Origin of the sequence: Secundilactobacillus pentosiphilus, from assembly GCF_002217985.1 — a bacterium.
Taxonomy (GTDB): Bacteria; Bacillota; Bacilli; order Lactobacillales; family Lactobacillaceae; genus Secundilactobacillus; species Secundilactobacillus pentosiphilus.
In genome coordinates, this window is the sequence record NZ_BCMI01000004.1 from 1 (window position 1) to 18729 (window position 18729).

Consider the following 18729-nt stretch of genomic DNA (forward strand, 5'->3'; position numbering starts at 1 on the left):
ATTTGTTTTTGGGTTAATCTGGACTATCTCTTTAAGCTTACGCTGTTCCCAAAAGGAAGCATAAAAGTTGTTAAAATTTTAAATTCATTTTTTGTGTTTTATGAGTTACGTTTGGGAACAGCGTAAGTTAGGCGACATTGCCACGTTTATTAATGGCAGGACGTATAAACAAAAGGAATTGTTAGATTCCGGAAAATATCCAGTTCTTCGGGTTGGTAATTTTAATACGAACAATAAATGGTACTATTCCAATCTTGATCTGCCAGCTAAAAACTATGCTGATAAAGGTGATCTACTTTATACATGGGCTACTGCATTTGGACCACATATCTGGGAAGGGCCACGTGTTGTTTTTCATTACCATATATGGAAAGTTGAGTTATCAGCAGTACTAACAAAAGGTTTCACCTTTCAACTCTTACAAGCTGAACAATCCAGAATGACTGATAGTTTGAATGGGTCCACTATGGTTCATATTACTAAGGAAACCATGGAAGGTAAGATAGTTTCGATTCCAACCTTAAATGAGCAGCAAGATATCTCTAATATTTTAAATGCGCTAGATAACCTTATCGTTCATCATCAACAATAGCAAAATTAAAGTGGAAAAATTTATTTACTGTGTTTTTAGGAATAGCTTATAGTTAATTTTGAAAAACTAGATTATAACTACGAATTTAATACAGTCCATGTGATAAAGTGTATATTAAAATAAGAAGATAGGGTTGAAAAAAATATGACTAGTATAGATTACCATCAATTAAAAATGGGTAATCATGGATTACCTTCTTGGGACGGTTTAGTAGCCCCTACTATAGAAATTGGTATGCAGAGAGAGCATTGGAACGGTAAACTTTTGAAGAAAGTAGTTGCTGACTCACTAAATTTACCCAGTGAATTAAGAAATTTAACATATGAAAAATATCCAGATGACGAAATTATCACTAATCGTTTAAGTTGGGCTCTTTCAAAGGGTGCAAGTGCGGGTATTTTTGTAAGGCCTCGGCGAGGAATGTATCAGGTTACCGAATTAGGCAAGGAGCTTTTTAATAGATATGGTTATGACTTAAATGCTAAAATCATTCAAGCCCAACCACAATATATTGCTCATCAAGTGGAAATCAAGAAAAGAAAAGAAGAGAAAGGGTCAAGTGCTGGATCTACATTTGATAATTCAGCTCCAGAGTCAGAAGAAATACATGTTAATAGTAAAATTACACTGGTAGTAAAGGAAATTGCCAAACAAATTGAAAACTACAATAGTCAGATAGCTGACGATTTATTAAACAGAATTCGTGAGGCTGAACCTCAATTCTTTGAACATTTAGTGGTGGATTTATTGGTTAAAATGGGTTACCAAGGTGTCAATGGTAATGCTATTGTGACGCCGCAGAGTCATGATGGCGGAATTGATGGTGTTATTAATCAAGATCCACTAGGAACAAGTACAGTTTATTTACAGGCGAAAAGGTATCAAGCAAACAATATCGTGCAACGTCCCAGTATTGAACAGTTCTATGGGGCTCTAAATCGGCTTCATGCTGACCGTGGCGTATTTATTACAACGTCCAGTTTTTCCCAACAAGCTATTCAAACTGCTAAGAGTTTTTCAATTGTTCTGATTGATGGTTTAAAGTTAACAAATCTGATGCTGAAATATCGGGTAGGTGTGGAAGCGAAGCATCAGTTTAATTTGTTTAGCATAGATGAAGATTATTTTGATTATGATGAACTGTAGAGGAGTCATTGACTGAGGTGGCTTTTGGCATACTTAATGAGTAATTGCTCATTCTCTTTAGAAAGTTCGAATGGGAAACACTTGTTGTTAAATGTGATCCACAAAAACAATCTGCTGATTTACGGCAAAAAGGTTATGTAAACTAAATCAAGGATACAGAGCGCACAATTTCTAAATCAGGAATTTAGCGCTCTTTTTAGTATCAACCACCACTACTAAGCGTTCCGCCGACATTTTGACCAACCGCTTTTATCATCAAAATCCCATAAAATTTTAATTTAATCATTGACACGCCCAACATACTGTTTGATAATGACCACTAAAAGTTACAGTTTATCACTGTATAAACGAGGGAAGAGAATATCCTTGGCCGTTCTGTGGATGAACGGGCGAGGATTTTAATTAAATCTTGGGTAGGAGTAGAGACAGCATGACAAAAATTTTAGCTTACTGCGTGCGTGAAGATGAGCAGCCATTTATTGATCAGTGGTCTAAAGAACACGGGGTGCAAGTTGACAGCACGCCAAAAGAATTGCATGACGATACGGTGGAGATGGCCAAGGGCTACGATGGCATCGATTTTAAGCAACGGACAGTGGTGACGCAGAGCCCTGAGTTCTACAAGAAGTTATCGAGTTACGGGATCATTCAGATGTGTGCGCGTTCGGCCGGTATCGATACGGTGAACTTGAAGTGGGCTCAGGAAAACAACATCCGCGTGACTAACGTACCGTCTTATTCGCCAGAGGCCGTGGCTGAATTGGCGTTGACCCAGGCGTTGCAGCTGATTCGCCGGATTCCGCAATTTAATGATCGGCTGAGTCACAATAACTACGTGGTGTTAGGTTTGCGTGCCAGTGAACTGACTGAGTTGACGGTGGGTATCATCGGCGTTGGCCGGATTGGCGGCACGCTGGCACGGATCTTCCACGCGCTGGGCGCCACGGTGATCGGCAATGACTTACGGGCTCCGCGAGAAGACATGCGCGGGATCATGACTTACGTCAGCAAGGAAGAACTTTATCGACGCGCCGACATTATTTCTATGCACGTGTGGGGCGGCGATGACAACTATCATTTGATTGAAACCAGCGCCTTTGCCCAAATGAAACCGACCGCGTACTTCATCAACGATTCCCGCGGTCCGGTAGTGGACACGCAGGCGCTGATAAACGCGCTGAATAACCAGCAGATTGCCGGTGCCGCGCTTGATGTGGTTGAAGACGAAACCCAGATCTTCAATCAGAAGTTTGAGGGCCCGACGCCGGTTGACCATTATAACCAGCTCAAGCAGATGACCAACGTGCTGCTGACACCGCACATCGCGTTTTTTACCGATCATGCGGTGAAGAACATGGTGATGCAGTCGCTGGATGACACGCTGACGATTATTAGCGGCGGCCGAAGTGAGCATGAGTTTTAAAACAACATTTGTGACATTTCTCTTCAGATCAGGAAAAAACAGTCTACCGTAACTTAAATTAACGAAGAAACGCCCACAGCGATATTGCTGTGGGTGTTTTTGTGCTGCAATGGTGACGTTAACAATCGAAGCAGTTAGGCTAGGGCCGAGGAACACGAAAAATTATTTACAAAAACTCATGGTTATTCTATTATAAGACATGTGTCGGCAGTGTGAGACGCACGACTAATAGTTGTTGATCGATGGACAATCTTGATTGGAGAAGATGTTATGAAAATTGGGAAATTAATGACGATTACGTTTTCAGCTGCTTTGTTTACTTTATTAACACCGATATCTGGTAACGCTAAAACTAAGGTTCGGTCGTACGAAAATATTAGCAATGCAACTTATACAGTGACTAATAAAAATGCTAATGTGTATTCGTCTGCTAAACTAACACATAAAAAAGGAAAACTTGGTACATATGGTTCAAAAGTGACGGGCTACTATGCCGCGCACGTTTCAAAAAATGGCAAGGCCAGTATCTATTATAAGTTTAAGGTTGGTAAGAGTACCGGTTGGGTCTGGCATGGTTACTTGAAGAAGGTAAAACCGGCGGAAAAGTTTAATGAAGCAGCAACTGATGCACGGCTATTAACGCTGATCAATCAGCACCGAACTGCGGGTGGTTTAGCGCCAGTGACGTTAGATCCTAACCTGTTTCAAAAAGTAACGATGGTTCGAGCTAACCAAATTACCAAGCATTTTAGTCACACGGATGATGCTGGTAATTTTATTGCATCTGATATGGCGGATGCTGCCGGGTTCAATGCTGGATATTTTAACGAAAATCTTGCATACGATTATTGGCGAGGTTCTAATCAAGCTACAGCAGATGACATCTTTCATATGTACTTCTATGACGATGCCGATTCTGACTGGGGCCACCGGGATAATATCATGAGTGCTCAATCGACTATGGTTGCGGTAGCGTCAGTCTATCACGATGGTGACGTTTATAATGTCATGAATTTTTATAGTCCTTTAAATTAATCGGCTTATTATAAGAAAGCCTGACAAACTTAGCCTAAACAATTATATTGAAAACGAGTTGGTGGTCCGTTACTTTCGTGAAGCAGTTTAAAAAGGAGAAATTAGGATTGTGACGATAATCCTAATTTCTCCTTTTATAATAAACTATTTCTTGTTTAATTCCTTCAGATCTTTCAACGCGATCTGCTTATAAACTTCATCCATGACTAAGAACTGACTCAGCTCAACGTATTCGTTCATCTTGTGAGCGTTCTCCCAGTCACCGGCACCCAAGACCACGATTGGAAATTGGTTTTCGGCCTTGCGGTATTCTGAAGCATCGGTGGCACCGTGGATCACTTTTAACTCAACTTCGCGGTTGAGTTCCTTACTTGATTCAGTCTGTGCCAGTTGAACCAGTGGGTCTTCCTTATCGGTAACGACCGGATCAAAGGACATGTCAACGTTGAAGGACAGGTCGGCACCGGGTGCGGAGCTGAGGCCGCGGGTGATCATGTTCAAACGCTTGATGACTGCGCCGTTCCCAAATTCAGGTGTGGCCCGAATGTTACCTTGTAATTCAGCGTGGCCCGGAATCGTGTTGACTTGGTCGCCACTGTTGAAAATGGTGATGCTGTGAACCAGTGGGCCGACTTCCTTGCTGGGTTTAACATCAGCAAAAAGATCAGCTTCGGCATTCACAAACTTGACCAAGTTAGTCAGGGCGTTGACACCTTGTTCAGGGATCGAACTGTGAACAGGTGTCCCTTCAGAAGTAACGGTGTAATTCAGTGAGCCGTTGTGAGCGTAAACCACGTCGCCGCTAGTCGGTTCACCGATGATCATGCCGTCAACGTCGTCAACTTCGCCCTGTTCCGTTAACTGTTTAGAACCAGCGGCACCGTATTCTTCACCGACCGTTGCTAATAAGCGGATGCGACCGGGAATCTTAGTTTTGCTGTCAGCTAAGTCGATCATGGCAATGACCATGGCAGCAAGACTGCCCTTCATGTCGGCACTGCCACGGCCGTAAAGGCGGTCACCGTGGATTTCAGCTGACAATGGACCGTGAGCCCAGTCATCTAAGTTACCGAAACCGACAGTATCCAAGTGGCCGGCAAAGGCAAAGACAGGCGTTGCGCCTGGTTCGCCAAGTTCGGCAATCAAGTTGTTGCGTCCGGCAGACGTTTCAACTTGCTTAACTGTGATGCCGTGATCCGTAAGTAACTTTTCTAAGTAATCTGCGACCTTTTTTTCATGGTCGTTAGCCGAATCAATTTGCACCAAGTGCGTTAGGATGTCAATTTTATTTTGTTTATCCATGGTGACCTCCACTTTCATTTTTGAACTTATACTTTTATTATAGGCTTTTTTACTTCACTTGTCCCCTTATACACTCAGTTAAGCGCACGTAAAAGTGCCTTGAAAAGCCTTGATGGCGGGGATTAAATTAATTTGCACGGATTCCGATGTCACGGGTCAGTAACCAGCCATTTTTAAAATTTTTTAGCTGAAAACTAAAACGGCGTTACTCAAATTTACTGGGTAACGCCGTGATTGAATGCTTGATTATTTTTGTGATGCGCCGGTAGTGGTATCAATGTTTCCCGGCATCTTGGGTTTCACCGACGCGCTGGTAGTGGTATCAGCTGGGGCAGCGGCCTTATCGGGCTTGGATGAAGCACCGGAAATCGCGTCGAACGCGCCGTTTTCAAACATGGTAATAATTTGGTCGACGTTGGCGGTGCACTCCAGGGTACCCAAGTAAGTCCCTTCAGCGTCACGCAGGGCGTAGTAGGTCGTCATGACTTTGTGGCCGTTTTGGGTACTGGGGATCGTCATGGCGTCGCGCTTGCCGGCTTTAAAACTGCTGATCAAGGATTTGATCGCGGGCAGAATTTTGGCCGGATGGATCTCTGCCAATGTTTTACCGATCTGGTCTTTAGAGCGGACGTGATTCCGGTTGGGCTGATCCGAGTACCAGCCGAAGCGGTCGTTGGCATCGACTAAGTCTAATTCAAACGGAATCGTTTTAAAGATTTGCTGAAGCTCAGTTAGCGTTAAGGTACCGCTGGGAAAAGTGACGTGTGCGTCCTTCATAAATGGCTCATCATCTGACATAAGATCATCCTCCAATATTCGTTGAATACTTCTATTATAGTACAGTCCGGTGGTTCTTTAGAAAATAAGGGCAGAAAATGGGAAATAGGCCTTGCCAAAGTAGAACGTACGTTTGTATAATAGACACAAACATATGTTCGAGGTGAGCGTGATGAATTACCAAAATGAACCCCATGGGGTCTTCTTTTTAATCGATAATAAGTCGTTTTACGCCAGCGTCGAAGCGGTCGCGCGGGGGTGGAACCCGTTAAAAGTGAGCTTGGTTGTGATGAGTGAAGCTGACAACACCAATGGTGGACTGGTCTTGGCGACTTCTCCAGAAGCTAAGAAGCAGTATCACCTGCAGGCAAACGTTTCCCGTGCCCGGGAAGTGCCGCAGGATCCGCAACTGGTGGTGGTACCGCCACGGATGAATTTATATATTAAACGGAACTTGCAGATCAACGATATTTTTCGACGGTTCGTGGCAAATGAAGATTTACTGCCATATTCCATTGATGAATCGATTTTGGATTTGACCCATTCCTGGCGGTTATTTGGTCAAACGCCGCGGGAGGTGGCTGTCAGGATTCAGAAAACCGTTCGGCGGGAGCTGGGACTGTATACCACGGTGGGTATCGGCGACAACCCGCTTCAAGCTAAGCTGGCCCTTGACCTTTACGCCAAGCATGATGCTGATTTGATCGGTGAGATTCACTATGAAACGGTGCCGCAAAAAATTTGGACGGTTGATAAACTGACGGCTATTTGGGGCATCGCTGACCGGACGGCGGCCCATTTAAACCGGTTGGGGATCCACAATATGTACGAATTAGCCCACGTGGATCCGTACCAGCTGAACGGTGAAATGGGGCTGATCGGCCAGCAGCTGTTTGCCATGGCTTGGGGGATCGACCGGGCGCAGCTCAATCAGCGCCGGGGGCCGAAACACGCTAGCCTGGGAAACTCTCAGGTACTGCCGAGAGACTACGTTCAGCAAAAGGAAATCGAAACGGTCATTAAAGAAGTCGGCGAGCAGGTGGCCTCCCGCTTGCGCCACCACCATCAGCAGGCGGCGTGTGTTTCGCTGGGAATCGGCTTTTCTTACGCGGCCAGCGCCGAAGACGGCCGCGGCGGCTTTCACCAGGAGATGCGGATCGCACCAACGGATCAAAATGCTGAAATCGTGGCCGCTATCATCCAACTGTTCAGGCGTAATTGGCAAGGGCAGACTGTCCGCAACATCGCGGTTTATACCAGTCGGCTATGCGCGGCAACGGGGCTGCAGTTAAACTTTTTCGAACCGGCGAAAACCCAGTTGAAGCGGGTGAAAGCCGACCACGTGGTCGACGCGATCCGCGACCGGTTTGGCTTTACGCGGTTAGTTTACGCCAGCAGTTTACAAAGGGGCGGCACAGCAATTAACCGGGCTTCCTTAGTTGGCGGTCATAATGGAGGCAACGCTTATGAATAATGATTTGAAACTGATCACGGAACGTTTGGATGCTGGGTTTAAACGATTACCGCAAACGCGGTATCAGGTGCAAATTACCGATGATCCCTACGATAAAACGTATAATTTCTTTCTTAACTACCAGCACCGCGGGCGGCGATTAAAGTCGCAGCCGCTGCACGCCGTCAGTCAGTACCAGTTAACGTATTTGGAACAGCTGATCAAGGGTTTGCGGGAACACACACAGCTCAGTTTTGAATTCGTGGGTTTTACCGGTCAGCGCTGGCCGTCAAACCAGCGTCTGATTCAAGGGAGACGGTATAAAGATGAGTAAATTACGTCAGATCGATGATGACCAGCTCGTTCAGCGCTTTTTTGACCACGACTACCGGGACCGCGGCGTCATTAAGTGGCAGGGCTTTTACCTGTCGGACCATACGGCAGCCCTAAAGAAGCAGGCCAAGCAAGAAGCCAAAAAGTATCCGGCCAGGGCGCAGCAGTCACTGGAAGACATGTCCCAATCGCTGAGTGAAGCTTTTGCGAATGGGCAAACCGTCAGCATTCAGCTTAATAACCGTGATTTGAACGGCGATTTCTTACCTGATTTGGTGGGTAAAGTGATCGGCTACGAGGATGACATGGTTTATTTGGCGGGGCACGACGGGGTTGGGTTGATGGATATGAGGAATGTAGAGCGTGGATAGAGCGTGGAACAACACGGGTTGATTCCAGAATATAAGGCACCAAAGCGGGTTTCCTGTACTTGGGAAACCTGCTTTGGTGCCTTATATGGCCGGAATCAGTGTTGTGGAACGCGTTTGGGCAAGAGGGGAGTGATGCTTGGAGAGGCATTCAGCTCTCATTTCAAATAGCCCAAACGTGTTCTGGTAAGCAGATAGCTGCATGTAAGGCTGCCCACCACAAACCCCAAGCCCATGGCTTTATGTTGGGCAGCCTTACACTCCGCTATCTAATCGCTTACCTCCACACTCTACTCCAACGACTTACCACTCTTCATCTGCTTAAACGCTGCAAAAGCATCGTCGATCTGTTTGAATTCCTTATCGCTTAATTCAACGTCCAGCGCTTTGGCATTGGCAGCTACTTGTTCCGGCTTCTTGGCACCAGGGATCACCACGCTGATCAGCGGGTTCTTGATATACCATGCCAAAACCGTTTGCGCTACCGTTGCCTCGTGTGCCTCAGCGATTGGCCGAACAGCATCCACTGCGGTGAGAATCTGTCCGTAGCGCGGTTCTTGGAAATCAGCCATCTGACTGCGGATATCTTCTTTCGGGAAGCTGATATCGTGTTGATACTTACCCGTTAACAAACCACTGGCTAACGGGAAGTAAGGCACGAAGCTAATGTTATTTTCCTTTAAATAGGGCAGCATATCTGCGCCGCGGTCCTGGTGCAGCAGACTAAATTCATCTTCTACCACGTCAACGTAGCCGTCCGCGTTGGCTTCTTTGATCTGATCCAAACTGAAGTTGGAAACGCCGATGGCCCGAATTTTGCCTTGTTCCCGCAGCCGCTGCAGTGCGCCGACTGCTTCAGCCTTTGGTGTGTCGTGGTCGGGAAAATGGAGGTAGTAAATATCGATGTAGTCGGTGCCTAAACGTTTCAAACTATTATCGACCTGCTCCGTAATGAACTTCGGGTTGTTATTGATGACTTCTTCTCCCGATGAAAAATCGTGGGCACCCTTGGTAGCAATCACCAGCTGATGACGATCAAAGTCTTTAATAGCCTGTCCCACTAATTCTTCAGAATGACCTAGGCCGTAAACATAGGCGGTATCTAATAGCGTAATGCCATTTTCGATACCGGTTTTAACGATGTTCAAGCCGTCGTCATCGTTTAGATTAGGGAAGAGGTTATAGCCGCCAACCGCGTTAGTACCGAGACCTAATGGTGTGGCAGTTACTTCTGACTTACCAATTTTTACTGTTTGTGTCATTAACAAGTCCTCCTTGCAAACGTTTTATTTACGGCCTCATTATACCCGGTTTGGCCGCCAAAAATAAATGAAAAGAAAGTTAGCACTCTACTTGCACGAGTGCTAAAAAGGTGGTACTATATAATCGTTGGCGGAGATATGAGAACTATATCAGACTTGTGTTTGGTATAATCTGCGTATCCGCCTCGACTGACTAGACTAACCAACTTAATAGCAATCAGCGAGGCACCGTTGACAAGACGGTGCCTTTGCGTTGCGCTTGGGCGTCAAATCACATGGGGGTGCATGAAATATGGCAAATTATTTTAACAATGATCCATTCTTTAATAACAACATGGACGATATGTTTAACAACCTTTTTCGACAGATGGGCAACGGCGAAACCGCACGGTACGAAGTCAACGGCCACGAATTAACACCAGATGAGTTCGCACAGTACCGGGCAACTGGTAAGTTACCAGACCGTGAACACGAAATCCCGGTGAACGATGGCGGTGACCACGCCGTTAAAAAGGGCGGTATTTTGGAGAAGTTAGGCCGCAACTTGACTCAGGAAGCCCGCGATGGCTTGCTGGATCCAGTGATTGGCCGGGATAAAGAAATTCAGGAAACAGCTGAAATTTTAAGTCGTCGGATCAAGAACAACCCAATCCTAGTCGGTGACGCCGGGGTTGGTAAAACCGCGGTCGTTGAAGGCTTAGCACAGGCGATTGCTGACGGCAAAGTGCCCGAAGCCGTTCAAGGCAAGGAAATCTATTCCATTGACCTGTCTTCACTGGAAGCCGGCACGCAGCTGCGGGGTTCATTTGAAGACAATATCAAGAACCTGATTAAAGAAGTGAAGGCTGCCGGCAACGTCATCTTGTTCTTTGATGAAATTCACCAGATCTTAGGCATCGGTTCTACCGGTGGTGAAGAGAATGGTGGTAAAGGATTGGCTGACATCATTAAACCGGCACTTTCTCGTGGTGATATCACCGTTATTGGTGCTACGACGCAGGATGAATACCGGAACACCATTTTAAAGGACACGGCGCTGGCTCGTCGGTTCAACGATGTGACCATCAACGAACCGTCACCAGAAACGACTCTGGCAATTCTCAAAGGGGTCAAAGGCCTTTACGAGAAGCACCATCACGTCAGTCTGCCTGAAAATGTTTTAAAGGCTGCGGTGGATTACTCCGTTCAGTACATGCCGCAACGGATGCTGCCAGATAAGGCCATCGATTTGATCGATATGACCGCGGCGCACTTAGCTGCTGGCAACGCTGGTTCGGATAAGGCCAGTCTGCAAGAACAGCTGAAGACGGCGCAAAAGACCAAGGATGAAGCGGCAAAAGCTGAAGATTACGAAAAGGCCGCTAAAGCTAAGGAACGCGTTGAAAAACTGGAAAAGCAGATCAAGGATGCTGATGACACGAGTGAAAATAACGTCGTGGCTACACCGAATGACGTGGCTGAATCCGTTCAGCGGTTAACTGGGATTCCCGTTGCTAAGATGGGGACCAACGATATCGAACGGTTGAAGGGAATCGCTAGCCGGCTGAAGTCCAAGGTCATTGGCCAAGATGAAGCCGTTGACATGGTGGCGCGTGCCATTCGTCGTAACCGTGCCGGCTTTGACGAAGGCAACCGGCCGATCGGCAGCTTCCTGTTCGTCGGCCCTACCGGTGTTGGTAAGACGGAACTGGCTAAGCAGTTAGCCCTCGACATGTTTGGCAACAAGGACGCCATTATCCGGTTGGACATGAGTGAATACAGCGACCGGACCGCGGTTTCTAAGTTAATTGGGACCAGTGCCGGCTACGTTGGCTACGAAGACAACGGCAACACGCTGACGGAACAAGTTCGTCGTAACCCGTATTCAATCGTTTTGCTGGATGAAATCGAAAAGGCTGATCCGCAAGTTTTGACCCTGTTGCTGCAAGTCATGGATGACGGTCGTTTGACGGATGGTCAGGGTAACGTGGTCAACTTTAAGAACACGATCATCATTGCCACTTCTAACGCCGGCTTTGGTAATGAAGCGCTGACTGGCGACAAGGAAAAGGACATCAGTTTGTCTGAACGCCTGGCACCATACTTCAAGCCAGAATTTTTGAACCGGTTCAACGGGATCGTTCAGTTCAGTCATTTGACTAAGGATGACTTGAGTGAAATCGTTGATCTGATGCTGGACGATGTTAACAGAACGTTAGCTAAGAAGAACATCACTTTGACGGTATCAGACGATGCCAAGAACTGGCTGATGACGGAAGGCTACGATGAAGCCATGGGCGCACGTCCGCTTCGTCGGGTCATTGAACAGCAAATTAGAGACAAGGTCACGGACTTCTACCTGGATCACTTGGATGCTAAGCACTTACAAGCTGATTTGGTAGACGGCACGATTAAAATTAGTGAAAAGGCAGCGGTCACAGCATAATTTCTGACTGCTGATGAGACGCGAAGGGTGCTCACTTATCAGGTGAAACTGGTAAGTGAGCGCCCTTTTTTGTTTAAAAATTGATTGGATGTACAGCTTTTCGATCCAGCTAAGCCTTTTGGCGGGCATAGTACAGCGTTAAAAATAAATAAATGACCGTGAGTCCTAACAGGACTTGGAACATGGCGGCATAACTGGTGAAATCGATAATTTTTCCCAAAAGAAAAGCACCGCTTCCCATACCGAAGTCGTAGCAGTTTAAAAACAGGCCGGTGGCGGATTCCCGCTGGGTGTTGCCGGCTTTTTTTAATACCCACGATTGAACCGTTGGGAAAATGGCACCGTCTGCCGCGCCGAAAAATAAGCCGGCCAGGATCAATTGCCACTGACTGTGCAGCACGCACATGAGTACCAGGCTGATGATCAAACAGATTACGCTGGGGACTAAGACGAAAAACGGGCCGCGCTGGTCGAACAGATTGCCCACCACTGGGCGCAACGCCACACCCACGACCGCTGAGGTAAAGAAGAACCAAGCGGTACCGTGGACCTGACGGATCTCAGCGAAGAGGGCGATGTATGACAGTACCCCGCTCATGATTAAGCCCAAGCAGAAAATCAGTAGGGCCTGCGGGAGAAATCTCTGCCATAAACCGGTCACTTGGGGCTGTTTTTTAACGGCTGCTGGCTGGGGCTTAGGCGTGATAAAGATCAGGAGGCTAAACGCCACTGCCAGAATAAGGATGCAGGTGATAAAAAAGGCGTTAAAGGAGATCTTTTGAGCGATAGGCAACGCAATCAAGGGTGCCAGTGAAGCTGTCAGCATACTGCTGACCCCAAAATAACCCATCCCTTCACCAAGCCGGTCGAAGGGTAATTCGTCGGCTGCCGCGGTAGCGAAGTAGGTGGTCCCCAGACCGTGGCCAATGCCGTTGAGGAGCCGGAACAAAATCAGGACGGCAAAGGCCGTGAACAAGGGGTAGCAAACCGATGCAATTAAGTAGAGCAGGACCGCCGCGATCAGCAGCGTCTTCTTTTGAAAGTATTGCAGCAGCCGGCCGGAAAAGAGCCGAACCACCATTGCCGCGAACATGATGGTCCCCACGAACAGGCCGATCTGAGAGGCACTCATGCCCAGAGACTTCCCGTAAAGCGGCAAAACCGGGACCTGCATGTTGTAGACCATAAACAGCAGGGCGTTGCCGCCGAATAACAGGATAAAGTTTTTGGTCCAAAAAGTACGTGATGACGCCATGAGTAACCTTCTTTCCAAGCAAAAAACCAGCCAAAATTATTGCTAATCTTGTCTGGCTGATGCCGTCCGATTTTCATCTTGTCTCGTCTGATCGACGCTCCGATTTAGTAATTTAAAGGTAACGAAATCCGTCATTTTTGTCAAGCCATTAAGCGGGCTAATCGCTTGCGTATCAGGCGGTTAACCGGTATGCTGTGTTCAATGAAAACGCTTATTTAGAATGGAGGCATTCCCATGAAAGTCATCGTCATCGGCGGTATTGCCGGCGGACCGTCATTTGCTACCCGGTTCCGGCGGTTAAATGAACAAAACGAGATCATTATTTTGGAACGCGGCGAGCAGATCTCCGTGGCCAGCTGCGCGCTGCCCTATTATCTGGGCGGCGTAATTTCTGATCGAAATTCACTGATTGAACGGACACCGGCAGTCTTGAAACAGAAGAATAATATTGACGTGCGGGTCCGCCACGAAGTTACGGCCATTGACCCGCAGCACCACGTGTTAAGTGTCAAAAATTTGGCAAGCGGTGAGCAGTACAGCGAAACATACGACAAGTTAGTGTTAGCGACTGGCGCCCGGCCAGTTCTGCCGCCAATTAAAGGGATTGAAACAGCAGACAACGTGTTTACCCTCCGCAGTTTGACGGATGGCGATCGCATCAAGGACTACCTGCAAACGGCGTCACCGCAGCGGGTCACGATTCTGGGAGCCGGCGCGGCGGGCGTTGAACTGGCAGAAAACTTGCGGCATTTAGGACTGACGGTGACCCTGGTAGATCAAGCAGAGCAAGTTATGCAGCCGTATGATGCCGAAATGACGGGCTTTTTAGAAGATGAACTGGTTAAAAACGGCGTTGAGGTAAAGCTGGGTGAGACGGTTGACGCGGTCACGGATAACGGCCACCAGCTGCACTTATCCGACGGCAGTTCGTTTGCGACGGACATGCTGCTGGTCGTCACCGGTGTCAGACCCAATAATGAAGTCGCCCAAAATGCCGGGATTCAGCTTTCCGCGGATGGTCACATTGTGGTGGATGATCAGTTAGCAACGTCAGTGTCGGATATTTACGCCATTGGTGACGTGATCGAGACGACTAGCCTGATTACCGGGCTGCCGATTCCCAGCGTGCTTTCCAGCGCGGCTAACCGGCAGGGCCATTTGCTGGCGGACATTTTAAACGGCGGGTCGCTGCACTATCCCGGCTTTGTCGGGGTCAGTGTCGCTAAGATCTTCAAACTGACGGCCAGCATGGTGGGCTATTCAGAACAAACCTTAAAAGCAGCCGGCATCACGAATTATGACAGTTTGTTTATTACCCCGTTCGACCACGCGTATTTCTACCCGAATGCCAAACGGTTAAACATTAAACTGCTGTATGAGCCGGATACCGGCAAGATCCTGGGCGGCCAGTTCGTCGGCGAAAACGGGGCGGATAAACGGGCTGGCGAACTGTCGGCAGCCATTGCCGGCGGTCTTACAGTTGATGAGCTGCCTAACATCGAGCTGCCGTACTCACCGCCTTATTCAGCGCCGCGCGACCCGTTAAACATGGCTGGATACGTGGGGATCAATCAGCGTGAACAGGCTAATCAAACGGTAAGCTACGAGCAACTGTCAGCAACCGAACGTACTGATGGTATCTTCCTGGATATTCACGAAGCGGGAAAAGCTGCCAGCAGTAAAATTGATTCTGATTTGGCCATTCCGTTGACGGAACTGCGGGACCGGTTAAGCGAAATTCCAACCGGGCACACTGTCTATATCCTTTACCGCAAGGGATTGGGACCGTATAACGCCACCAGGATATTGGCGGGGAACGGTTTCGACGTTAAAATTGTGACGGAGTAGATTAAAGGGCATCAAGCTAGGTGAGTTTAGCTTGGTGCCCTTTTTGTGAGTTATAGATTATCCAGAAACTGGCGGATGCCCTGCAGCCACTGAGCGACCCAGTCGGAATGCAACGACAGGATGACTAAGAACAGTGAGAACAGCAACATCAGGATCACCATGATCAAATGCAGTTTCCGCTGGTGCATGACGATGGCGATATATTCGCGCATGACCGCGTTGGGCAGGAAGAAGCCCGCCGTTTTAGAACCGATCCCCGTGGCTTTCAGCCCTGCCGACTGCGCGACGATGGCGGCTCTGAACGTATGGTAGTTATTGGTAACGAAAATGGTTTTTGGCATTGCCACCGGTGATTCATCAATGATCTGCTTAGAAAACTGCATGTTTTCGTAGGTGGTCCTGGAGGCCGTTTCGGCGAGGGCATCGTTAGCACCGATCCCGTGAGCGATCGCGTATCGACGCATGGCTTCACCTTCTGGAAGTGTCTCGTCGCCGCCCTGGCCGCCCGAAAAGATCATTTTAGGGGCGTGACCGGTTTTTTGTAATTGACGCTGGTAGAAACGGATGCCCTTGTTGATCCGTTGGGCGAGCAGCGGGGTGACTTGGTCGCCGTTCATTAAGCCGGCGCCCAGGACAATGATGAAATCCTTATTGTGACGCGGCCAGTAGATTTGGTAGAGTATCAAAACGGTGATGTAGTTATAGAACCAGAAGACAACGTACAGAATGCAGAAAACGGGGAAAACGGTGAATAATTCAGCCCAAAATACGGGTAAATGCGAGCGAATCAGATGGATGATGAACGGCAATAAAATGATGAAGATACCCAAATAAAGGGTGAGTGAATTGGCCAGCGAATGACTTTCCCGGCGCCAGACGATGGCCGCGTTCCAGAGCAGTAAGATTGCCTGCAGGGAAAAGGCCAGGCCAATACAGAACAGAATGAAGAGAAATAAGAGTCCTACCGGGTAAATGATGGCGTTGTTATCCGTCCCCAGAATGGTCAGCGCCAGTGACAGCCAAAAACTGTAAAAAAAGAGGTTGAACCAAATGCCATTTCGTAACCAGGTGCGGTTGTATGTATAGTTAACGCCGAAAATCGCCAAGAAAATCATGGTAACCAGCCAGCCCAGTTTAACGTAGAATAAATAATTGCCTTGCACTAAAAATGCCCCCTTAATCGTCCCATTAATTATACGCTACATTTTAATAATGCACCGTTAATAACCCGCTCATTTGGCTTTACGAGACGGGAATAGACTGGATTATGGTGTTATTTGCGTTATCATAGTTAAGTCATCATTTTTAATTCGACATAGAGAGAGGATCCTTACTTTGCAAAATCAAGCCGTTCCAAGGAAGACCATGTTAGCCATTGTGGGTGCTGGTCTGCTGGCTTTTTGCGGTGTTTTAGTTGAAACATCGATGAACGTGACGTTTCCAACACTGATGAAACAGTTCAACCTGTCCATGAGTGTGGTTCAATGGCTGTCGACCGGCTACTTACTGCTGGTTTCGCTGACCATGGCCACTTCGGCGTACATTCAGCGCCGGTATAAAATTCGCAGCATCTTCATTTTTGCCGGGTTGTCATTTATTGTGGGCAGTTTTGTTTGCGGCCTTGCACCAAACTTTATGACGCTGCTCATTGGCCGTCTGATTCAAGCGGTCGCTACTGGGTACGCGATCCCGCTGCTGTTTGCCATTATTCTGCAGCAGATCCCCGTTGCCCGGTTAGGCTTATTTATGGGGATCGGCGGGATGGTCGTCGGTGTGGCACCGTCCATTGGCCCCACCTATGGCGGCATGAACACTTATTTGTTTAGCTGGCGGGAAATCTTTTGGTTTATTTTGCCCGTGGTTGTGATTGCGGTTTTACTGGGCAGCTTCACGATTACACAGAAGATCAAGACCCGTCGCGACACGTTTGATTTATTCGGCCTCATCCTGCTGGGAATTTCCTTCTTCTTGATTGCTGAAGGCTTTACCGAGGCCGGTAATTTTGGCTGGCTGAGTAGTCAGTTCTGGGGGTTCCTGATCGCTGGTCTAGTGGTTATGGCGTTATTTGTTTACCACTCCTTCCACTCCGACCGTGATTTATTGGATCTCTCGATTTTTAAATCGCCGACCTTTGTCTTGAGTATCATGGCTTATTTTTTGATCCAGTTAATGAACATCGGCATCTCGTACTTACTGCCAAATTATAGTCAGCTGGTTTTTGGTGCTAATTCACTGGCTGCCGGTGCCGCTATTCTGTTGGGCAGCCTGGTTTCCGGGATCGTGCAGCCGATAAGCGGCCGGCTGCTGGACTCACACGGCGCGGGTTATCCGATCCGCATCGGCAGTACGCTGATCGTTATTGCAATGCTGTTATTTGCCATTTTTGGCCTGCACTTAACGATTCTGCTGATCGTCTTTTTCTACTTGATCTTCGGCTTGGGCTTCGGCTTTAGTTTTGGTAACGTGATGACTAATGGGATCAAGCAAGTGGATGACAGCTTGCAGCAGGACGCAAACGCTGCGTTTAATACCAGTCAGCAGTATGCCGGTTCAATTGGGACGGCCATTATGGCGGCCATTTTGACCAGCAGCCAGCACAGTGATTCGCATTTGTCACAAGCGGTGCTGTCAGCCCGTGGTGGCCATCATGATTTTATCCTGTTAGCGGTGCTCGCCATGACGGCGTTTGTGCTGATACTGATCAACTTTCAGAAACAGGCTAAAAACGCGAAGGCGTAATTTAAAATTTCAATGAAACAAATGGGGAAGTTGCCGTAAAGCTGCGGTGGCTTCCTTTTAGTTTGTCACAAGTTACAGTATTCTTAAGACTTGTTGAAATAATCGTTTATCATATCGTCAGCATTAGGTGATTGCACGAGGAACTGGTAAAATAGAGACAACTTATAGGTAGCAGTGAAATGGAGGAATAAACATGATTGCAGGGATTATTGCGGCAGTAGTTGTCGTCTTATTAGTTATCGTTTATATTAGCGCGTACAACGGCTTGATTAAGGGCCGGACTTACGTGCAGGAATCATGGAGTCAAATTGACGTTCAATTGAAGCGTCGTAACGATTTGATTCCTAATTTGATTGAAACGGTGAAGGGGTACAGTCATTACGAACAAAGCACCTTGGAAAAAGTGGTTGGCTTAAGAAGTCAGTTAATTAATGGCCCAGCTGATGACCATCAAAAAACAATGGCAGTTTCAGATCAGTTAAGTAATTCATTAAAGAGTATTTTTGCGGTTTCTGAAGCTTATCCTGATTTGAAGGCTGATAAAGAATACGTCAAATTAATGGAAGAACTAACCAACACTGAAAATAAAATTGCTTATTCACGTCAACTGTATAACTCAAGCGTGGCTAGTTTTAACATGAAGATTCAGTCCTTCCCAAGCAACATTGTGGCTTCGATTCACCACTTCAAGATCAGCGAGTACTTACAGGTTCCTGAAGAGGAAAAAGCAACACCAAAAGTTTCTTTTGATAAGTAAGCGGGGATGACAAT

16 protein-coding genes are annotated in these 18729 nt (G+C 47.3%); 11 read left to right on the top strand and 5 right to left on the bottom strand.

The window, feature by feature from the left end:
• The first annotated feature begins 100 nt into the window (after window positions 1-100).
• The 4 genes from CES81_RS02730 to CES81_RS02745 all read left to right on the top strand — a co-directional run bounded on the left by CES81_RS02730 (window position 101) and on the right by CES81_RS02745 (window position 4196).
• A complete protein-coding gene (locus CES81_RS02730) occupies window positions 101-592 on the top strand; it encodes a restriction endonuclease subunit S (protein ID WP_089120575.1) in 492 nt (163 codons plus the stop codon).
• Between the two features lie 144 nt (window positions 593-736).
• Window positions 737-1738, top strand: a complete 1002-nt coding sequence (locus CES81_RS02735; RefSeq protein ID WP_089120576.1) for a restriction endonuclease — start codon at window positions 737-739, stop codon at window positions 1736-1738.
• A gap of 430 nt (window positions 1739-2168) precedes the next feature.
• A complete protein-coding gene (locus tag CES81_RS02740) occupies window positions 2169-3161 on the top strand; it encodes a D-2-hydroxyacid dehydrogenase (RefSeq protein WP_089120577.1) in 993 nt (330 codons plus the stop codon).
• Between the two features lie 270 nt (window positions 3162-3431).
• The gene (locus CES81_RS02745; protein WP_089120578.1) at window positions 3432-4196 is read left to right on the top strand and encodes a CAP domain-containing protein; all 765 of its coding nucleotides are present in this window, start codon (window positions 3432-3434) and stop codon (window positions 4194-4196) included.
• Between the two features lie 144 nt (window positions 4197-4340).
• Here CES81_RS02745 and CES81_RS02750 read toward each other — a convergent pair whose 3' ends face one another.
• Both CES81_RS02750 and CES81_RS02755 read right to left on the bottom strand, forming a co-directional pair.
• The gene (locus CES81_RS02750) at window positions 4341-5498 is read right to left on the bottom strand and encodes an ArgE/DapE family deacylase (protein ID WP_089120579.1); all 1158 of its coding nucleotides are present in this window, start codon (window positions 5496-5498) and stop codon (window positions 4341-4343) included.
• Between the two features lie 246 nt (window positions 5499-5744).
• Window positions 5745-6296, bottom strand: a complete 552-nt coding sequence (locus CES81_RS02755) for a PAS domain-containing protein (RefSeq protein WP_089120580.1) — start codon at window positions 6294-6296, stop codon at window positions 5745-5747.
• Window positions 6297-6447: 151 nt separating this feature from the next.
• On the opposite strand from CES81_RS02755, the gene CES81_RS02760 reads away from it, so the two are divergent.
• Genes CES81_RS02760 through CES81_RS02770 form a run of 3 tightly spaced genes read left to right on the top strand, consistent with a single transcriptional unit; the run spans window position 6448 to window position 8432 of the window.
• Window positions 6448-7749 carry a Y-family DNA polymerase gene (locus tag CES81_RS02760; protein WP_089120581.1) on the top strand — a complete coding sequence of 434 codons (1302 nt, stop codon included), beginning with the start codon at window positions 6448-6450 and terminating at the stop codon, window positions 7747-7749.
• On the top strand, window positions 7742-8062 hold the full coding sequence (locus CES81_RS02765; RefSeq protein WP_180949701.1) for an acetyl-CoA carboxylase: 321 nt from the start codon (window positions 7742-7744) through the stop codon (window positions 8060-8062). The genes CES81_RS02760 and CES81_RS02765 overlap by 8 nt, the downstream gene beginning before the upstream one ends.
• The gene (locus CES81_RS02770; protein ID WP_089120583.1) at window positions 8055-8432 is read left to right on the top strand and encodes a hypothetical protein; all 378 of its coding nucleotides are present in this window, start codon (window positions 8055-8057) and stop codon (window positions 8430-8432) included. Before CES81_RS02765 ends, CES81_RS02770 begins: the two co-directional genes overlap by 8 nt.
• Window positions 8433-8719: 287 nt before the next feature.
• Here the strand turns inward: CES81_RS02770 and CES81_RS02775 are convergent, their stop codons facing one another.
• Window positions 8720-9691 (bottom strand): aldo/keto reductase, encoded by a 972-nt coding sequence (locus CES81_RS02775; protein ID WP_089120584.1) that lies wholly within the window; start codon window positions 9689-9691, stop codon window positions 8720-8722.
• Window positions 9692-9983: 292 nt separating this feature from the next.
• Between CES81_RS02775 and CES81_RS02780 the strand changes: the two genes are divergently transcribed.
• On the top strand, window positions 9984-12116 hold the full coding sequence (locus CES81_RS02780; RefSeq protein WP_089120585.1) for an AAA family ATPase: 2133 nt from the start codon (window positions 9984-9986) through the stop codon (window positions 12114-12116).
• Window positions 12117-12225: 109 nt separating this feature from the next.
• Here the strand turns inward: CES81_RS02780 and CES81_RS02785 are convergent, their stop codons facing one another.
• The gene (locus tag CES81_RS02785) at window positions 12226-13371 is read right to left on the bottom strand and encodes an MFS transporter (protein WP_089120586.1); all 1146 of its coding nucleotides are present in this window, start codon (window positions 13369-13371) and stop codon (window positions 12226-12228) included.
• Between the two features lie 234 nt (window positions 13372-13605).
• Here CES81_RS02785 and CES81_RS02790 point away from each other — a divergent pair, with 234 nt between their 5' ends.
• Complete coding sequence (locus CES81_RS02790; protein ID WP_089120587.1) at window positions 13606-15219, top strand: FAD-dependent oxidoreductase; 1614 nt, start codon at window positions 13606-13608, stop codon at window positions 15217-15219.
• Window positions 15220-15269: 50 nt separating this feature from the next.
• Here the strand turns inward: CES81_RS02790 and CES81_RS02795 are convergent, their stop codons facing one another.
• On the bottom strand, window positions 15270-16382 hold the full coding sequence (locus CES81_RS02795; RefSeq protein WP_225356331.1) for a YdcF family protein: 1113 nt from the start codon (window positions 16380-16382) through the stop codon (window positions 15270-15272).
• A gap of 172 nt (window positions 16383-16554) precedes the next feature.
• Between CES81_RS02795 and CES81_RS02800 the strand changes: the two genes are divergently transcribed.
• Both CES81_RS02800 and CES81_RS02805 read left to right on the top strand, forming a co-directional pair.
• Window positions 16555-17958 carry a DHA2 family efflux MFS transporter permease subunit gene (locus CES81_RS02800; RefSeq protein ID WP_089120588.1) on the top strand — a complete coding sequence of 468 codons (1404 nt, stop codon included), beginning with the start codon at window positions 16555-16557 and terminating at the stop codon, window positions 17956-17958.
• A gap of 193 nt (window positions 17959-18151) precedes the next feature.
• Entirely contained in the window at window positions 18152-18715 is a 564-nt protein-coding gene (locus tag CES81_RS02805) for a LemA family protein (RefSeq protein ID WP_089088647.1), read from the top strand.
• Window positions 18716-18729 lie beyond the last annotated feature (14 nt).

Bases quoted from the DNA above. Each gene is read 5' to 3' on its own strand.
- CES81_RS02730 (WP_089120575.1), top strand. From the start codon at position 101: ATGAGTTACGTTTGGGAACAGCGTAAGTTAGGCGACATTGCCACGTTT.
- CES81_RS02735 (WP_089120576.1), top strand. From the start codon at position 737: ATGACTAGTATAGATTACCATCAATTAAAAATGGGTAATCATGGATTA.
- CES81_RS02740 (WP_089120577.1), top strand. From the start codon at position 2,169: ATGACAAAAATTTTAGCTTACTGCGTGCGTGAAGATGAGCAGCCATTT.
- CES81_RS02745 (WP_089120578.1), top strand. From the start codon at position 3,432: ATGAAAATTGGGAAATTAATGACGATTACGTTTTCAGCTGCTTTGTTT.
- CES81_RS02750 (WP_089120579.1), bottom strand. From the start codon at position 5,498: ATGGATAAACAAAATAAAATTGACATCCTAACGCACTTGGTGCAAATT.
- CES81_RS02755 (WP_089120580.1), bottom strand. From the start codon at position 6,296: ATGTCAGATGATGAGCCATTTATGAAGGACGCACACGTCACTTTTCCC.
- CES81_RS02760 (WP_089120581.1), top strand. From the start codon at position 6,448: ATGAATTACCAAAATGAACCCCATGGGGTCTTCTTTTTAATCGATAAT.
- CES81_RS02765 (WP_180949701.1), top strand. From the start codon at position 7,742: ATGAATAATGATTTGAAACTGATCACGGAACGTTTGGATGCTGGGTTT.
- CES81_RS02770 (WP_089120583.1), top strand. From the start codon at position 8,055: ATGAGTAAATTACGTCAGATCGATGATGACCAGCTCGTTCAGCGCTTT.
- CES81_RS02775 (WP_089120584.1), bottom strand. From the start codon at position 9,691: ATGACACAAACAGTAAAAATTGGTAAGTCAGAAGTAACTGCCACACCA.
- CES81_RS02780 (WP_089120585.1), top strand. From the start codon at position 9,984: ATGGCAAATTATTTTAACAATGATCCATTCTTTAATAACAACATGGAC.
- CES81_RS02785 (WP_089120586.1), bottom strand. From the start codon at position 13,371: ATGGCGTCATCACGTACTTTTTGGACCAAAAACTTTATCCTGTTATTC.
- CES81_RS02790 (WP_089120587.1), top strand. From the start codon at position 13,606: ATGAAAGTCATCGTCATCGGCGGTATTGCCGGCGGACCGTCATTTGCT.
- CES81_RS02805 (WP_089088647.1), top strand. From the start codon at position 18,152: ATGATTGCAGGGATTATTGCGGCAGTAGTTGTCGTCTTATTAGTTATC.